The 14,591-nt window shown below is 31.5% G+C and carries 18 protein-coding genes and 1 tRNA gene; 14 read left to right on the forward strand and 5 right to left on the reverse strand.

The window, feature by feature from the left end:
* Positions 1-20 precede the first annotated feature (20 nt).
* Positions 21-482 carry a hypothetical protein gene (locus GSY47_RS16320; protein WP_179001337.1) on the forward strand — a complete coding sequence of 154 codons (462 nt, stop codon included), beginning with the start codon at positions 21-23 and terminating at the stop codon, positions 480-482.
* 6 nt (positions 483-488) lie between these two features.
* Here the strand turns inward: GSY47_RS16320 and GSY47_RS16325 are convergent, their stop codons facing one another.
* Positions 489-911 (reverse strand): DoxX family protein, encoded by a 423-nt coding sequence (locus GSY47_RS16325; RefSeq protein WP_179001339.1) that lies wholly within the window; start codon positions 909-911, stop codon positions 489-491.
* 238 nt (positions 912-1,149) lie between these two features.
* On the opposite strand from GSY47_RS16325, the gene GSY47_RS16330 reads away from it, so the two are divergent.
* The 8 genes from GSY47_RS16330 (at position 1,150) to GSY47_RS16365 (ending at position 8,404) form a co-directional block, all read left to right on the forward strand.
* Positions 1,150-1,614, forward strand: coding sequence for a hypothetical protein (locus GSY47_RS16330; RefSeq protein ID WP_179001341.1), 465 nt, complete (start codon positions 1,150-1,152; stop codon positions 1,612-1,614).
* Positions 1,615-1,911: 297 nt separating this feature from the next.
* Complete coding sequence (locus GSY47_RS16335) at positions 1,912-3,180, forward strand: TMEM143 family protein (protein ID WP_246611343.1); 1,269 nt, start codon at positions 1,912-1,914, stop codon at positions 3,178-3,180.
* 95 nt (positions 3,181-3,275) lie between these two features.
* Positions 3,276-3,740, forward strand: coding sequence for an Mpo1 family 2-hydroxy fatty acid dioxygenase (locus GSY47_RS16340; protein WP_179001343.1), 465 nt, complete (start codon positions 3,276-3,278; stop codon positions 3,738-3,740).
* A gap of 7 nt (positions 3,741-3,747) precedes the next feature.
* Positions 3,748-4,614 carry a class I SAM-dependent methyltransferase gene (locus GSY47_RS16345; RefSeq protein ID WP_179001345.1) on the forward strand — a complete coding sequence of 289 codons (867 nt, stop codon included), beginning with the start codon at positions 3,748-3,750 and terminating at the stop codon, positions 4,612-4,614.
* Positions 4,615-4,780: 166 nt separating this feature from the next.
* Positions 4,781-5,983: a hypothetical protein gene (locus GSY47_RS16350; protein ID WP_179001347.1), complete on the forward strand. Its 1,203-nt coding sequence runs from the start codon at positions 4,781-4,783 to the stop codon at positions 5,981-5,983.
* Positions 5,980-6,609, forward strand: a complete 630-nt coding sequence (locus GSY47_RS16355; RefSeq protein ID WP_179001349.1) for a TlpA disulfide reductase family protein — start codon at positions 5,980-5,982, stop codon at positions 6,607-6,609. Before GSY47_RS16350 ends, GSY47_RS16355 begins: the two co-directional genes overlap by 4 nt.
* Before the next feature lie 114 nt (positions 6,610-6,723).
* Entirely contained in the window at positions 6,724-7,404 is a 681-nt protein-coding gene (locus tag GSY47_RS16360; protein WP_179001351.1) for a metal-dependent hydrolase, read from the forward strand.
* A 148-nt stretch (positions 7,405-7,552) separates the two neighbouring features.
* Positions 7,553-8,404 carry an alpha/beta fold hydrolase gene (locus GSY47_RS16365; RefSeq protein WP_179001353.1) on the forward strand — a complete coding sequence of 284 codons (852 nt, stop codon included), beginning with the start codon at positions 7,553-7,555 and terminating at the stop codon, positions 8,402-8,404.
* 36 nt (positions 8,405-8,440) lie between these two features.
* On the opposite strand, the gene GSY47_RS16370 is transcribed toward GSY47_RS16365, so the two are convergent.
* Positions 8,441-9,154: a zinc-dependent peptidase gene (locus GSY47_RS16370; protein WP_179001355.1), complete on the reverse strand. Its 714-nt coding sequence runs from the start codon at positions 9,152-9,154 to the stop codon at positions 8,441-8,443.
* A gap of 236 nt (positions 9,155-9,390) precedes the next feature.
* On the opposite strand from GSY47_RS16370, the gene GSY47_RS16375 reads away from it, so the two are divergent.
* The 3 genes from GSY47_RS16375 to GSY47_RS16385 all read left to right on the forward strand — a co-directional run bounded on the left by GSY47_RS16375 (position 9,391) and on the right by GSY47_RS16385 (position 11,549).
* Complete coding sequence (locus GSY47_RS16375; protein WP_179001357.1) at positions 9,391-9,993, forward strand: dihydrofolate reductase family protein; 603 nt, start codon at positions 9,391-9,393, stop codon at positions 9,991-9,993.
* A gap of 27 nt (positions 9,994-10,020) precedes the next feature.
* Entirely contained in the window at positions 10,021-10,218 is a 198-nt protein-coding gene (locus tag GSY47_RS16380) for a hypothetical protein (RefSeq protein ID WP_179001359.1), read from the forward strand.
* A 122-nt stretch (positions 10,219-10,340) separates the two neighbouring features.
* The gene (locus GSY47_RS16385) at positions 10,341-11,549 is read left to right on the forward strand and encodes an outer membrane protein assembly factor BamB family protein (RefSeq protein WP_179001361.1); all 1,209 of its coding nucleotides are present in this window, start codon (positions 10,341-10,343) and stop codon (positions 11,547-11,549) included.
* Positions 11,550-11,592: 43 nt separating this feature from the next.
* Here the strand turns inward: GSY47_RS16385 and GSY47_RS16390 are convergent, their stop codons facing one another.
* Positions 11,593-11,997, reverse strand: a complete 405-nt coding sequence (locus GSY47_RS16390; RefSeq protein ID WP_179001362.1) for a winged helix-turn-helix transcriptional regulator — start codon at positions 11,995-11,997, stop codon at positions 11,593-11,595.
* Positions 11,998-12,097: 100 nt separating this feature from the next.
* On the opposite strand from GSY47_RS16390, the gene GSY47_RS16395 reads away from it, so the two are divergent.
* Entirely contained in the window at positions 12,098-12,538 is a 441-nt protein-coding gene (locus GSY47_RS16395) for a nuclear transport factor 2 family protein (protein ID WP_179001363.1), read from the forward strand.
* Positions 12,539-12,800: 262 nt separating this feature from the next.
* Positions 12,801-13,592, forward strand: coding sequence for a hypothetical protein (locus GSY47_RS16400; protein ID WP_179001364.1), 792 nt, complete (start codon positions 12,801-12,803; stop codon positions 13,590-13,592).
* 366 nt (positions 13,593-13,958) lie between these two features.
* Here the strand turns inward: GSY47_RS16400 and GSY47_RS16405 are convergent.
* Positions 13,959-14,032: transfer RNA gene (locus GSY47_RS16405), tRNA-Arg, on the reverse strand.
* Positions 14,033-14,106: 74 nt separating this feature from the next.
* A complete protein-coding gene (locus GSY47_RS16410; RefSeq protein WP_179001365.1) occupies positions 14,107-14,556 on the reverse strand; it encodes a GatB/YqeY domain-containing protein in 450 nt (149 codons plus the stop codon).
* Positions 14,557-14,591: the final 35 nt, after the last annotated feature.

Raw genomic sequence — 14,591 nt, forward strand, 5'->3', positions numbered from 1 at the left:
GAATAGAAAATCAAATAAAAATGAACTGGATAATTCAAAAAACGGAAAAATTAGAATTTCACACTGACCTAAAAGAATTATTAAAACCAATTCAAAAAGAAATTGAATATTATAATTGGGTAATTAGTGATTTCGAATTTATATCCGACAAAGAACTTCCAATACATCATGAAGAAGATTTTTTTGTTTTATCAAGTCAAGAGTTTAATGATATTCTAAATTCTCAAACACAATTTATCTGGGGCATAATATGTGGTTTCCCTAAAGATCAAGAAATAATAGTTAATGAAAATAATATTCCTTTTGCTGAAGAAAATGATTTAATCTGGAAAAACGAGAACTTTCAAATTCCTAATTCATCAATTGAAATTATTGCATTTGACAGCTCTTACACCATTATTAAATTTAAAGAGAAAAATCTATCTAATACTTTTAAAAGATATTTTATTGAAGCAATCAAATTAGAAGATTTTAATTCGTAGAAAAAACTACCAAATTTTTACCTTCCTAAAATACCCAACTCCACCCGTAGACCACAAAGCCAAAAAAATCAAAACGGGTTGAAAAAACAATCGAATCAAACGAGCTTGATCTGTATCTAGTCCAAAGGCCGAGGTTCCGTTTAAATATTGTGCAATATTACCCGGAAAAACTAAGACATAAAATACCGCCAGCGCAATTCCCACTTGCACTTTATACTTCGTTAGAAATAACATACTAAGCCCTAATGCTATTTCTACAATTCCAGAAAGAATAACTACCAAGTCTTTATCCAAGGGCATCCAATTTGGTACCTGCGCCTGAAAATCCTGTCTTTGAAAAGTAAAATGACCAAAAGCGGCCGTGATCATAAAAATTCCTAAGAGAATTCTAAAGAAGTTCTGCGTTTTAGTAGTCTGTATATTTTCCATAAAAATGAATTTATTTTAGAGAATCTTTGATATCAAATTTAAGGTATAACATGATACTCTTTGTTTCATAGTGTTCATCATTTAATTGTATAATATCTATGTTAAAATCTAGTTAGAAAAATAAATCAACAATCTTTGTTAATTCTTTTCTTTAAAAAAAAGATTTATATGAATAACTTTTCTTACTTAATTATCTAAATTAGCATAATTCACAACCATTAAGATTATTTTATAACCAATGAACATTTTTAACTTCTTTAAACGATCAGATATAAAGTGTCCTAGATGTCTTGGAAAGGGATTTGTAGACTGGAAAGATATTGTTCGTTTAAAAAGACAATTGAAATGGGTTCCTGCACCCTGTGCTTACTGCAATGCCACAGGAAGAGTTGAAAAAGAAATGCTCTCAAAAGTGGCTGTAGACTGCATGTATCTCACTATAGACTTACCAGAATCGATAATCGAAAAAATAAAAGAAGGTGATAAGGAAACTATTGAAAAAGGCAAACAACGCGAACGTTTTGTAGACTATCTTATACAGTATGCAGAAGAACTTTACCTCAAGCAAAACATGGATGCCGAAAGCATTGCAAATCTCTATTTAAGCACAGAGGAAGAAAACGCTACTTTTTCAGTTACTAAAGAAGAACTCATTAAATATGTTCAAGGCGTAATCGAATTAAAAAATTCTGAAAGGAATTAAGCAGAAACAAAATACCCCTGAATCTTTGTCTCTTTGTCTCTCAAAAAGAAAAATACCGTATAAATACGTATAGCCAGCCAAATTTATAGTGGTAATATTGCTATGAATAATTTTTAGTTTAAAATTTAGTTTTCACCAAGAGAGCTTTTTTAAATTTTTGTCACTTTTTTTGGAACATAAAATGGGATTTCAAATCGCTGGTAACGATTGGAAATCCCATTTTTTATTTTACTCTTTTTTGCCCTCCTAAAATTTTAAACTTCAAACCTGAAACAAAAAAATCAAACCTTTGTATCTTTGCAGCTTCCACGCCAGAAAAAATTAAAGCCTAGAATCGACATGATGCGAGAACATTATATTCCGTTTAACAAAGAGTTTTTATTAGAACAGCAGATTGCTTTAGCAAAAGATCCTAAAAGTGCAGATGATTTCAAAAAGTTATTCGATATCATCGAACATTATTATCACTACGAATCTTTTAATCTAAACCGAAATTTAAAACAGCACTATGCACTTTATGATCCTGATTTAAGCGAAAGAGAACGTGAAGGTTTTATTGGCAAAAGTGATTTCAGCATTTTCAAAAAAACACTGCTTACGGTTTTAGAGCGAGGCAATTATTACAGAATCGACGAAGAAACCTTAAAAGCCGCTTTTGAAGAATCGGACTTGATTGGCTTAAATCTCGCAATAGATTTTAATACTTTTAAAGATTTCGAATTATATGCCCGAGGTCATCATAAAGCGAAAGAAAAAGTTAAGAAGTTTTTTTTCTGGAAAAAAGAAGTTGAAATCGAATATTACGATCGTGTTTTAATTTACCTCAATTACAGCGATGCAGATTATCTCGCCGCTAAGAAAGTTAAACTAGGAAAAATGCCGATTGATCCAGGTTCTATCGCTTTGAAAATTTTTAAGCGTGTTCCTAAAAATGACCTCGAAACTGTATTCCCAAATGCCGTTCCTAAAATGTCTTTTAAAGACAAAATGCTGCTTTGGGTTCCTGGTGTTTTTGGCGGAATTTCACTCTTAAGTGCCAAAGTAATTCCGGCTCTTATCAACATGTACGAAGCTTACCAAACTGGTGAAACTATCGATTTGTTGAATAGTAAAACTTCATTAAATCAAGGTTTAATTGCACTAGGAATTTTATCAGCTTACTGTTTTCGCCAGTACAATAATTTTGTCAATAAAAAAATCAGATATTCTAAAACTCTTTCTGATAGTTTGTATTTTAAAAATGTCGGTAATAACAGCGGTGCGTTTTATTCACTTTTAAATTCGTCTGAAGAAGAAGCTTTAAAAGAAACTGTTTTAGCTTATGCCTTTTTAAACAGAAGTCAAAATTCTTTGACTGCATCTGAATTAGATTCTCAAATAGAATCTTGGTTTGCCTCTCATTTAAAAACAGATCTAGATTTTGATGTGAACGATGCTTTACTGAAACTAAAAAGCATTGGTTTAGGAATAGAAAATGATGGGAAATGGAATGTCATTCCGTTAAACGAAGCTCTAATTAAAATTGATGAACTATGGGACAACGTTTTTGACTATAATCAGAATTAGATTTATGATTTATGGTTAATAGTTTTAGTTTGTTGTTCTGATAATGTATAAGAAATTTCATTAGATTTACAGCAACTAACTATAAAACCACAAAAATGAGAACCTTAGACCAATGGTTTACAGAATATGCTGTAAGCCACCAAAACCCGACCAATAAAGCCATACACTATATTTGTGTTCCAGCTATTTTCTTTTCTATTGTAGGACTTTTAATGAGTATTCCGAGCGGGATTATTGCCAATATTTTAAAACTAAATTTACCCATTATCGAAAACTGGGCTTTTGTGGTTTTATTATTTGTTTTGGTTTTTTATATTCGGTTATCCATTGCAATGGCATTTAAAATTGCTTTGTTCTCAGGAATCTGTTTGATTCTAAATTATTATATCGGGCAAGTTGTGCCGTTATGGATATTTTCGATAGCTGTTTTTGTTATTGCTTGGATTGGGCAGTTTTACGGACATAATATTGAAGGTAAAAAACCTTCTTTCTTAAAAGATCTCCAGTTTTTATTAATTGGTCCTGCTTGGGTTGTAGAAAATTTATTTTCTAAGAAATAAGATTCCAATGAAAGCAGAAAAAACAAGTAGAACGGCACAATACATGGCGTTCTTTCGAGCATTGGAAACACAGCAAAAAAACAGCTTATTTTCAGATCCTTACGCTATACATTTTATAGATTCAAAACTGAGACTTGCAACGCGATTGTACCACTATCCAATTGTTGCAAAATATATTAATAATACAATAAACAAAAAGATTCCCGGTGCTTTCTCTTCTGGAATTGCGAGAACAAAATATATCGATAGTTTACTGGAAAATGCCATTTCAAAAGGAGTAAAACAAGTAATAATTCTAGGTGCTGGTTTTGATACGAGAGCTGTACGTCTTGATTTTTTAAAACCTATTCCTGTAATAGAAATTGATCATCCCAATACTTCCAATTTTAAAGCAGCAATCTATAAAAAACGAATTGGTAAAATACCGCAAAACGTAACCTTTCTTCAAATTGATTTTAACAAGCAGGGATTAGATCAATTAGCATCAGAGCACAACTTAGACTTTTCAAAACCTACAGCAGTAATTTGGGAAGGTGTAACGAATTATCTAACGGAAGAAGCAGTAAAAAGCACGTTTTCTTTTATTTCTAAATTCGCGAGCGGAAGTCATATTATTTTCACTTACGTACACAAAGATATTCTTCAAAATCCCGATTCTTTTTTAGGTGGAAAAAAATTACTAAAAGATCTCGAAAATATAGAGGAACATTGGACTTTTGGCTTTTTTCCTGAAGAACTTCCGGGATATTTACATCAATTTCATATTGAACTTTTAGAAGATTTAGGAGCCAATGAATATCGTGAAAGATTTCTTGCTAAACGTTCTGAAAGCGGCTATGAGTTCTACAGAACTGCAGCTGGGATAAAAAAATAATGATCCGTTTTCCGTTAAAAAAATATACTTTAAATACATAAATAAGCAAAACTATTCCATTCATATTGCTAATATTTTCTTAATAAAAAAACAACTGAATGTATAATATTTAATTTTACAATTCGTTAAACAATTAAGAAACAAACAAATAAAAAACTACAAAAAGATGAAAAAAATCTACATTTTGTTATTCTTTACCGTTGTTAGCAATCTATTTTCTCAAAGCGGAAAAATCTATCTAAAAAATTCAAAATTTAAAATTGGTGCCGAAAATACTTATGTTTACGAGCCTCCACAGGGAATCACTATTAATGATAATTTTAAAGCTACTTTTATAGATTCTTATTACGATTCTCACTCTCAAAAATTAATTAAAAAAGGAAAACTGTATGAGTTTTCAGCAAAAGTTGCCGACTCTGCAAGAACACTTCTGGTTATCATCACTAACGCACAACAAGTTATAGATAATAATAAAGACCAAGGTTATACTGTTTATCTAAAAACTCAAAATGCTTCCGAACTTGGCAAAACTCTGGCAAGTGAAATTAATATGAGAAATTATGCGAACTATTTTTTAAAACTAAAAATAGATATCAAACCTGAATCTCAGATTGCAGCGTACGATAAATTATTTGAAAAATATCCAGAGCTAAAAAGTGATAAATCGTATATGAGCTATCTTTTTCAAAAAAGCTTAATCAACAAAGAAGAAAGCAATAGAGAAGCTTTAATTTTTGCAGAAAAGTGTCTTAAAAAAGATAAAGAGGAATATTACATGCTGGCTAATGATGCCTATTCTATGAACAAAATGTCTGATGAAAAAGCTAAATTAGAAAAAGAAATTTTAGCCAAATATCCTTCAGGTACATTAGCAAAAAATCAATTTATTAATCGCTTTTTTGCTAAAAAAGATAAAACAGAAGATTACATTTTAAAATGTATTGACACTTGCCAAACAAAGTATAAAGGAACTTCGAGGAGAACTTTAGGCCTTTTTTATAACAGTTTAATGGTACAATATCTTAATGACAAAGATTTTGAAAAAGCACAAAAAATTGAATCCCAAACAGATAATCCTGCAGGGCTTTATAATGATTTTGCCTGGGGATTAACGGGAGGCGATTTAAGCTCTTCTGGAAAAGACATTGACTTTGCTTCCAAGATTTCTAAAAGATCATTAACTCTTCTTGCAGAAAAAGAAAAGGAAATCTTTAATCCGCAATACGAGTCACAATTTAATATGTATGCCGATACTTATGCCCTAATACTTACAAACAAGGTAATTATGAAGAAGCTTTTAAATATCAAGACAATATTAGAAAAGCGAACGGATTTGATTCTGGCGGAAAAGAACGTTATGTGGGCATGATGGAAAAAGTAAAAAGTAAAGATGAAGTAAGAACTTATCTTGAAAATGAAATTAACAGTAATACCGTTCCTCCTTCACTGGTTGCTAAATTAAAGGAGATTTATATTGCCGAAAACCTTCCGATTGCTGATTTTGAAAAACTAAAAGAAAAGTCAGACAAATTAAATGAGGAAGAAAAATCTAAAAAAATTATGGAGCAATTTGGAGGTACAACCCCTGCTGATTTTGCGCTGAAAAATTTAGAAGGTAAAGAAGTTAAACTTTCTGATTACAAAGGAAAAGTTGTGGTTCTAGACTTTTGGGCAACTTGGTGCGGTCCTTGCAAAGCTTCTTTCCCTAAAATGCAAGAATTAGTTACTAAATACAAGGATAAAGATGTGACTTTCTTATTTATAAATACTTGGGAAGATAAAAAAGAAGAAGAAGTCTTAAAAAACGTTACAAATTATCTAACGGAAAAAAAATACACTTTTCATGTAGTATTTGACTCCAAATCTGAAGTAGTAACTAAGTACAAAATACAAGGAATACCAACCTCTATTCTAATTGGAAAAGATGGAAATATTTTATTTTCAGGGCATTCTAATAGCAACTTAGGAGAACTTATTGATCAACAATTAAAATAATCTTTAAGAGTTTGAAAAAACTCTAAATGCGCAATAAAAACCTATTGCGCATTTTTAATGGTATCTTTATTGAATTCAAAATCAATAACTTATTAATCCTAAAAATATATTTTTATGAAAATAACTTATTACGGTCATTCTTGTTTTTCTGTTTTTGCTAATGGAAAACACCTTCTCTTCGACCCTTTCATCACGCAAAACGAATTAGCAAAAGATATTAATGTCGATGAAATAAAAGCCGATTATATTTTTATTTCGCACGCCCATTACGACCATATTCTAGATGTGGAAAGAATTGCTAAAAATACCGGAGCCAAAGTCCTTGGAAACTTTGAAATCTATAACTGGCTCTTAAAAAAAGGAATCGAAAATGCGCATCCTATCAATCCAGGCGGAAAGTTCAGTTTTGATTTTGGAACCGTAAAATGTGTCATTGCCCAGCATCCAAGCAGTTTTATGGATGGCAGTTACGGTGGTATTGCCTGCGGTTTTGTGTTGACAACTCCAGATGGAAATTTCTATTATAGTGGCGACACCGCTTTGACTTTTGATATGCAGTTTATACTGAAATTTACCAAACTTGACTTTGCCGTTTTCCCAATCGGTGATGGTTTGACAATGGGAATTGAAGAAGCTATTGAAGCTTCAAAACTGGTGGAAGTCAATAAAATTTTAGGCGTTCATTATGATACTTTTGGTTTCATTAAAATGGATCATCAAAAAGCTTTAGACGAATTTAAAAAAGCAAATCTGAATCTTTTCCTGCCTAAAATTGGCGATACAATCGAATTGTGAGTTGCTGTATTTCGTGAAAAGGTATTTTTTTTAGCGAAATAAAACCAGAAAACGGGCATCAAATTCTGTCAAACCCTGATATCCATTATTTTTTTCAGAAGGCATTAAAATTGTTTCTTATTTTATTATTAATCAAAACTTTAAAATAATGAACACATCAAAAATAAATGCCACCAATTCAGAAACGCAATATGCTGCTTTTTCAGACCGAACAATTGCGTATCGATCTATTGGCGAAGGAAATCCGATTATATTAATTAATCGTTTTAGAGGAACACTTGATACCTGGGATCCTCTGTTTTTAGATCTTCTTGCTGCAAAACATCAAGTCATTACTTTTGATTATTCAGGAATTGGATATTCAACAGGAACACTTCCGACTGATGTAAAAGTAGTTGCAAAAGACGTAAAAGATCTGGCCGATTTTCTAAAAATCAAAAGTGCCATTTTTATGGGCTGGTCTTACGGTGGCTTGGTTACGCAGGCTGCAACACACCAATATCCAGAATTGGTTACCCATACTATATTGTTAGGAACAGGTCCAATAGGAAAAAGAGTGGCGCCATTGGAGCAATCCTTTTTAGATCATGCCTTGAAACCAATCAATGATTTTAACGACGAAGTGATTCTTTTTTTCGAACCAGAATCTGAAGAAAGCGTAAAAGCGGCAAAAGCTTCTCATGACCGTATTGCGCAACGAATCGATGTCTCTAAAATCCCTTCGACTATGGAAGTGTTCCAACTGTATTTTGCTGGAGGCGAAAATGCTGCTGAAGACAAAGAGAACTACAGGGATAAACTGAAAACAACCCAAACACCAATATTAATAATTTCCGGAGATCACGATACAAGTTTTGCTGTAGAAAATTGGTATCCGCTGACCAAACAGCTTCCAACATCACAGTTAATTTTACTGCCGCAAACTGGGCACGCTCCCCAGCATCAAAATATTCCACTGGTAGTAAATTACATCGATAATTTTTTACAGTATACAAAATAGATTTCCAGAATTTCTTTTGAAAATAAATCCCTTATTTTAGAGGTCTTCTCTAAAGTTAATCATTGTTTTTACATTTTTATACAACTCCGGAAATTCAATTTTAAAGATTTCCGGGGTTTCAAAAAAATGCTCTAAAATCACTGCCAAAAATTCAAATTTATTAGTGTAGGCATACTCTCTAAAATACTGTTTTTCTCTAAGTTTATTCGTTAATTCTTCTTGATCAAAATACTTTTCAATTTCTGTAAATTCGTCATGAAAAATAAGTGCGCCAGGATAGGAACTTCTTCTGGAATGAACATGCAGTACATGCGTAAATTCATGTAAACCTAGATTGATATTGTCCTTGGTTTCATGTCCGCTTAAAAAATCTTCCCACGAAAAAACAATCGTTTTCATCCTTGGATTATATTCTCCTTTATGATACTCCTGATTTATAGTAGAATAATATACTGAGGGATAAACAACTATATTTTCGAATAACTCAAGAAGATAATTTCGCATTCCAAAAGTGAGCATAACATAAGTTCCGGCAATAATCAGTTTCATTTCCCTAGTCACTTCAATGCCTTTTCCTTCAAAATTATAATACTCAATAAAACTTTCTACGCGGTGTTCGAAATAACTTTTCTTTTTAACAGACAAATTAGAATAATACGAAAATTCACGTCTCAGCAGTGCTTTATCTTCTGGATCTAATTTCTTCAAAACGGGATACCAAAATATAAATAATGGTTTATTGAACAACATTAAATACATTGGTTCAATAATCCTGAATACAAGTATGAAAAGAAATAAGATTCCAATTAAAAGGAAAAACAGCATAGCTATAATGGCATGAAAAAGCAGAAACCTTTAGCGGTCTCTGCTTTGCTAAAATATAAAAATATTGAACAGTTTTAGTTAAAAAGATAGATTGCCTCAATAATCTTTTAATAAAAATTAGATTTGTTTGCTAAATTTGTATACACAAAACCATTACTATTATGAGAAAAATAATTGTTTTGTCCATGATTTCTTTAGACGGCGTCATGCAGGCACCAGGCGGACCAAAAGAAGACAAATCAGACGGTTTTAAATACGGAGGATGGACAGCTCCTTATGGTGACGAAGTGTATCGTAAAGCCGTAGAAAATGAACTTCAACCTTCGGCTTACCTTTTGGGGAGAAAGACATTTGAAATCTGGGAAAATTACTGGCCAAAAAACAAAGAATTCTGGCCAGGAATTAATGAAGGCAGTAAATATGTTCTCTCAAAAACCAGAAAAAAATCAGACTGGAAAAACACTATCTTTATCAAAAGTCTGGCAGATATAAAGAAACTTAAAAACTCGGATGGTCTAGACATTCAGGTTTGGGGCAGCAGTGAACTTGTTCATCTTTTATTAAAGAATGATTTAGTTGATGAACTTAGATTGAAAATTCATCCATTAATCCTTGGAAAAGGAAAAAAGCTTTTTGCTAATGATGCCCATCCGTCAGGATTTAGTTTAACAGAAAGTGTTGTTACAACCACAGGAGTAATTCTTGCCACTTATAAACGAACTGGCAAAGTAAAAACAGGAAATGCAGAAGATACTATTAAATAATCCTCTTTTATAAATCAAACCTAAAAAATGGAGAATAAAAATAATGCACCAATATTTACTTTACGAATTGTAGCAATCATAGTTGGAATAGCTTTGTATAAACAATTTGATTTTCAAACGATGCAGTTTCAAAAACCTGCATTAGCAGCCGTTTACGCCATTACTTTTCTGTTTTCAGTTTATGTTATAATAAAGGATTTTAGAAAAAAACGATCTGAGAAATAAACCTGATAAAATATAATAATTAAATAATCAAAAAGTTATAAAGAAATATTACAATATTTGTTTTTTTTGAAAGAGTAATTTTCTCTGCCTCAAAATAAAAATATCAACCCCAAATCTTAAAAATGAAAAAAAAACTAATAACTCTTTTATTTATATTTAGTGTTTTAAATATATTTGGACAGGCACCAGCGACTTCCAAAACGGGAAAAACCATTACTTCTAATGCAGGTTTATCTCCCGCTGAAATGGTTACCAATAAAGCCATTCGCCCGATAAAAAAAATTCCTTTAGACGATACCTCTATTCTGATTTATGATTACGACGGTTCTCTTTTTTCATTTGATTTAGTATCTGAATCTATTAATTGGACTGTAAAAGCTACAGATGCTCCTTCCGAAATGTGCGCTAATAAAATAACGCTATTGAATGGCGTTTTATATGTTCCGTTTATTAACGGTGAAATTTTTGCCATAGACAACCAAAGCGGTGATCTTTTTTGGAAATCAAGATTAGGCAATATTACAGATCAGATTGTTCTTAAAGATCAAACACCAATCATAAACGATGGAAAATTATTCATAACAGCTCAAAATCAAAATCAAGGCAGTAACCTTTATGCTTTGGATATAAAAGATGGCAGTTTGGTATGGAATTACAAATTAGATTCGGCACAAAACGACATTCAGCCTCTTTTCTTCAACAATAAAATTTTCCTTCCAAGTGCAACAAATCTTTATAGTTTTGATGCGAAAACAGGAAAAGTGCTTAGCCAAAAAACTTTTGAAGAAAATATAACCGGAAAACCAATAACGGATGGCGAAAATATATTTATCGCAAGTGAAAAAAATACTCTTTACGCCTTAAGTCCTGAAAAACTAGATATTTTATGGCAGTTTAAGTTTGATGAAAATCAAAATAATGTGAAGGAACGCATCTTATATAAAGACAAAAAAATCTTTATTGGCGTGCAAGGTTCACAAATTAGTTCGGTTTACGCTATTGATTCAAAAGCAGGAACACAAATCTGGAAAGTAGATTTTAAAGACGACAACATCGAATACATTACCGAAGAAGTGAATAACATTTGGGGCTATACCAAAAAGAAAAAACTTTTCCAATTAGACTTCAATGGCGAAACAGTATTCGAGACCAAATTGACAACGCTTCCAGTTTCAAACATTGAATTTCCTGCTGATGACAATTTACTTTATTATTATTGCGACGCTGGTTTAATTCAGTTCGATTTAACCGAAAAAGATGAAAACGTATATTATATGCGAACTACTCTTGGTGATAATGTTTATACATCATATTTGAAAATAATTCGATAATACAAAGAGCCACTTACTTAAGTGGCTCTTTTCATAAAATAACTTATTTAGTGTTTTTCTTCGAGATTTCCAGATGACTTTCGGTTCTAATTTTATCTCGATGTTGCATTCCCCATTTTTTCATCGCTTCTACAACTTCTTTCAGTGTTTGACTGTAAGGCAATAATTCATATTCAATAGTTACAGGATAACCTACAGCAACTTTCTTTACAATAAAACCATTAATTTCTAATTCTTTCAGTTCATTTGAAAGTACTCGAGCAGAAATACCATTCACCTTTCTTTGAATTTCTGTAAAACGTTTGTTTCCTCTAGCCATAGCAATGATTATCATCAATTTCCACTTACCTCCAATTGCATAAAGAGCATCAGATACCGCCATTAAAACAGTGTTACATTCGTCAGTAAACTCTTTATTATCAACCACTTCTTTTAATATTTTTTTCATAGATTCATTTTTATAAGCTACTAACCTTTAAGTAACTACTAACAAAAAGTAAGCTAATATACTATAATTTTGGCTTAATCAATTTTAAAAAATTAAAATCATGACATTAGAAATTTTCAAAGCTAAAGAAGAATTAAGAAACTTAATTGACAGTTATGCCTCTCTAGGAGATGAGAAAAAAATTGCAGCAGTAATGGATTTATTTACTGCTGATATAAACTACAAAGTTTATATGAATAACTTTTTAGTCTCAGATGTTTCTGGAAGAGAAAACATGGAAAAGGACTTTAATAAACATGCAAGCGAAGTAAAAACATATTTTACATTGAACGGTCAGCATCAAGTAGAAATTAACGGTAATAATGCAAATGGTGTTTCTTTTTCGCAACTAAAAATGGTTAGGGAAAATGACGGAAAAGATATATTAACAGATTATAGTGTTAAGTATGAGGATACCTATGTTTTACAAGATGGCAAATGGTTAATAAAAAATAGAATTGGCTATTTTTTTATTATTGAATCCAGAGTTCTAAATAATTAGACAAAAAAAGCCTGAGAATATAGATTCTCAGGCTTTCAAAATTTATAGTGACCTTGACGGTACAGAATTCGAACCTTTTATTGGGAGATTTAAAGATTTCAAATAAGGTGTAATTTCCTGTTTGATCGTTTATAAAATAAAAATCCTATTTTTGAAAATAAATAGCACTGACAATTGTCAGACATGGTGACCCAATCCAGCGTAGATAAGTCGTATGTAATCAGGCATATATGTAAGTTTCGTGATATTAAAGAAAGATAGAATGAAAACAAGATTTTTAATAGTAATATTGATATTCAGTTTAAATACAAGTTTATTTGGACAATCAGATTATTTTTTAGGTAAATGGACATACTGTGAGATGCCTTCTGATAGTAAAACTAAAGAATTATTTAATTTAGGTATGGATTGTATTAAACAAAACTACGCCATTGGAGCTGCAAATAATATTTTTCAAGATTTAATAAAAAAAGATAAAACATTTTGTGACGCATATTTCTTTGCAGGTTATACTTTTCGTTTAAGTAATATGAATAAAGAAGCGGTCGTAATGTATTACATGGCGGATAGTTTATCACAAAATAAATCAATAGAATTTAAACAAAATTTGGCAACAACAAGTATGTTAGTTGGTAAAATTGATTTATCAAGAAAAAAATTTAAAGAAATAACCACATTTTTTCCTGAAAGTCCCGAAGGATATTATGGTATTGCTTTGACAAGCACTGTAATTGGTGATATAGATTATGGATTAGAAAACATAAATATTGCGGAAAAAAAATATGCAACGGAAAATAAAGATGTTTATTTTCTAAAAGCCGTTTTACTTACTCTCAACAATAAGCATAAAGAAGCAATTTACTATTATGAAAAAGTAAAATCAAAATTTTCTAAAGATGATAATTTTAATGGAAATTATGCCTTGAGTCTTTACGAAGTTGGATTTATTGCAAATGACGAACAAATGCTAAAGAGAGCAACCAAACATTATGAAAAAGTGAAAGACAAAAGTGCTTTAACAGAATATGCGAAATCAAAATTTGAAAAAAAATAAACATCGTACGCCACACTCTACAAGCAAGCTGAGCATTTGGCTTAATTTAAAGTTGGTCTTGTACTTGGAGAATAGTTTTTAGCGAAAGTTTAGGCTTTCTTAATCCCTGCCTGAGTGTAGCGCCAGAACGTTATGGGTAAGCTAAAAACTAGATGTGCTAACATAGCATAGAATTCAAGTTGGGAACTAAATCTAAACTTTAGAACCTGAAAAAGAATCGTAAAGCTTAACAGATCCATGATGGGATTCGAACCAAAATCTCCTTTAAATACAGAACTCTTTCAAACTATAAAAAAATCTTAAAAATTTTCAAACCATAAAAAAAGCCTGCAAAATATACACTTTGCAGGCTTTCAAATTTTATAGTGACCCCGGAGGGGTTCGAACCCCCAACCCTCAGAGCCGAAATCTGATATTCTATCCAGTTGAACTACGAGGTCAGTTTTATTTTAGATTTATAATTTTAGAATTCAGATTCAATCTAAAATCTGAACTCTAAAATCTAAAATTATATTTACGAAAGTAATTTTTTCACAATTGTAGAAATGGTTTTTCCTTCAGCAGTTCCGCCTAATTGAGCAGATGCTAATCCCATCACTTTACCCATTGAAGCAATTCCAGAAGCGCCTGTTTCAGCAATGATTTTTGCTATTACAGCTTCTACTTCTTCTTCGCTTAATTGAGCTGGTAAAAACTTCTCGATTACCGCAACTTGCGCCAATTCTGGTTCAGCTAAGTCTGGACGGTTTTGCTCGGTAAAGATTCTTGCGCTTTCTTTACGAGTTTTAACCAATCTCTGCAATAATTTAATTTCTTCGTCTTCTGATAAATCTTCTTTAGAACCTGAAGCCGTTGAAGCTAATAACAATTCAGATTTTACTGCTCTCAAAGCTTCTAATGCTACTGTATCTTTTGCTTTCATGGCCGCTTTGATCTCGTCCATGATCTGTGTTTGTAAACTCATCTTTATGTTTTATTTTAAATAAGCCAACGCTTATT

It is taken from the genome of Flavobacterium quisquiliarum (assembly GCF_019308285.1).
GTDB lineage: Bacteria > Bacteroidota > Bacteroidia > Flavobacteriales > Flavobacteriaceae > Flavobacterium > Flavobacterium quisquiliarum.

Excerpts from the sequence above, each read along its gene's own strand:
- GSY47_RS16320 (WP_179001337.1), top strand. The coding sequence starts at position 21 with ATGAACTGGATAATTCAAAAAACGGAAAAATTAGAATTTCACACTGAC.
- GSY47_RS16325 (WP_179001339.1), bottom strand. The coding sequence starts at position 911 with ATGGAAAATATACAGACTACTAAAACGCAGAACTTCTTTAGAATTCTC.
- GSY47_RS16330 (WP_179001341.1), top strand. The coding sequence starts at position 1,150 with ATGAACATTTTTAACTTCTTTAAACGATCAGATATAAAGTGTCCTAGA.
- GSY47_RS16340 (WP_179001343.1), top strand. The coding sequence starts at position 3,276 with ATGAGAACCTTAGACCAATGGTTTACAGAATATGCTGTAAGCCACCAA.
- GSY47_RS16345 (WP_179001345.1), top strand. The coding sequence starts at position 3,748 with ATGAAAGCAGAAAAAACAAGTAGAACGGCACAATACATGGCGTTCTTT.
- GSY47_RS16350 (WP_179001347.1), top strand. The coding sequence starts at position 4,781 with ATGAAAAAAATCTACATTTTGTTATTCTTTACCGTTGTTAGCAATCTA.
- GSY47_RS16355 (WP_179001349.1), top strand. The coding sequence starts at position 5,980 with ATGATGGAAAAAGTAAAAAGTAAAGATGAAGTAAGAACTTATCTTGAA.
- GSY47_RS16360 (WP_179001351.1), top strand. The coding sequence starts at position 6,724 with ATGAAAATAACTTATTACGGTCATTCTTGTTTTTCTGTTTTTGCTAAT.
- GSY47_RS16365 (WP_179001353.1), top strand. The coding sequence starts at position 7,553 with ATGAACACATCAAAAATAAATGCCACCAATTCAGAAACGCAATATGCT.
- GSY47_RS16370 (WP_179001355.1), bottom strand. The coding sequence starts at position 9,154 with ATGTTGTTCAATAAACCATTATTTATATTTTGGTATCCCGTTTTGAAG.
- GSY47_RS16375 (WP_179001357.1), top strand. The coding sequence starts at position 9,391 with ATGAGAAAAATAATTGTTTTGTCCATGATTTCTTTAGACGGCGTCATG.
- GSY47_RS16380 (WP_179001359.1), top strand. The coding sequence starts at position 10,021 with ATGGAGAATAAAAATAATGCACCAATATTTACTTTACGAATTGTAGCA.
- GSY47_RS16385 (WP_179001361.1), top strand. The coding sequence starts at position 10,341 with ATGAAAAAAAAACTAATAACTCTTTTATTTATATTTAGTGTTTTAAAT.
- GSY47_RS16390 (WP_179001362.1), bottom strand. The coding sequence starts at position 11,997 with ATGAAAAAAATATTAAAAGAAGTGGTTGATAATAAAGAGTTTACTGAC.
- GSY47_RS16395 (WP_179001363.1), top strand. The coding sequence starts at position 12,098 with ATGACATTAGAAATTTTCAAAGCTAAAGAAGAATTAAGAAACTTAATT.
- GSY47_RS16400 (WP_179001364.1), top strand. The coding sequence starts at position 12,801 with ATGAAAACAAGATTTTTAATAGTAATATTGATATTCAGTTTAAATACA.
- GSY47_RS16410 (WP_179001365.1), bottom strand. The coding sequence starts at position 14,556 with ATGAGTTTACAAACACAGATCATGGACGAGATCAAAGCGGCCATGAAA.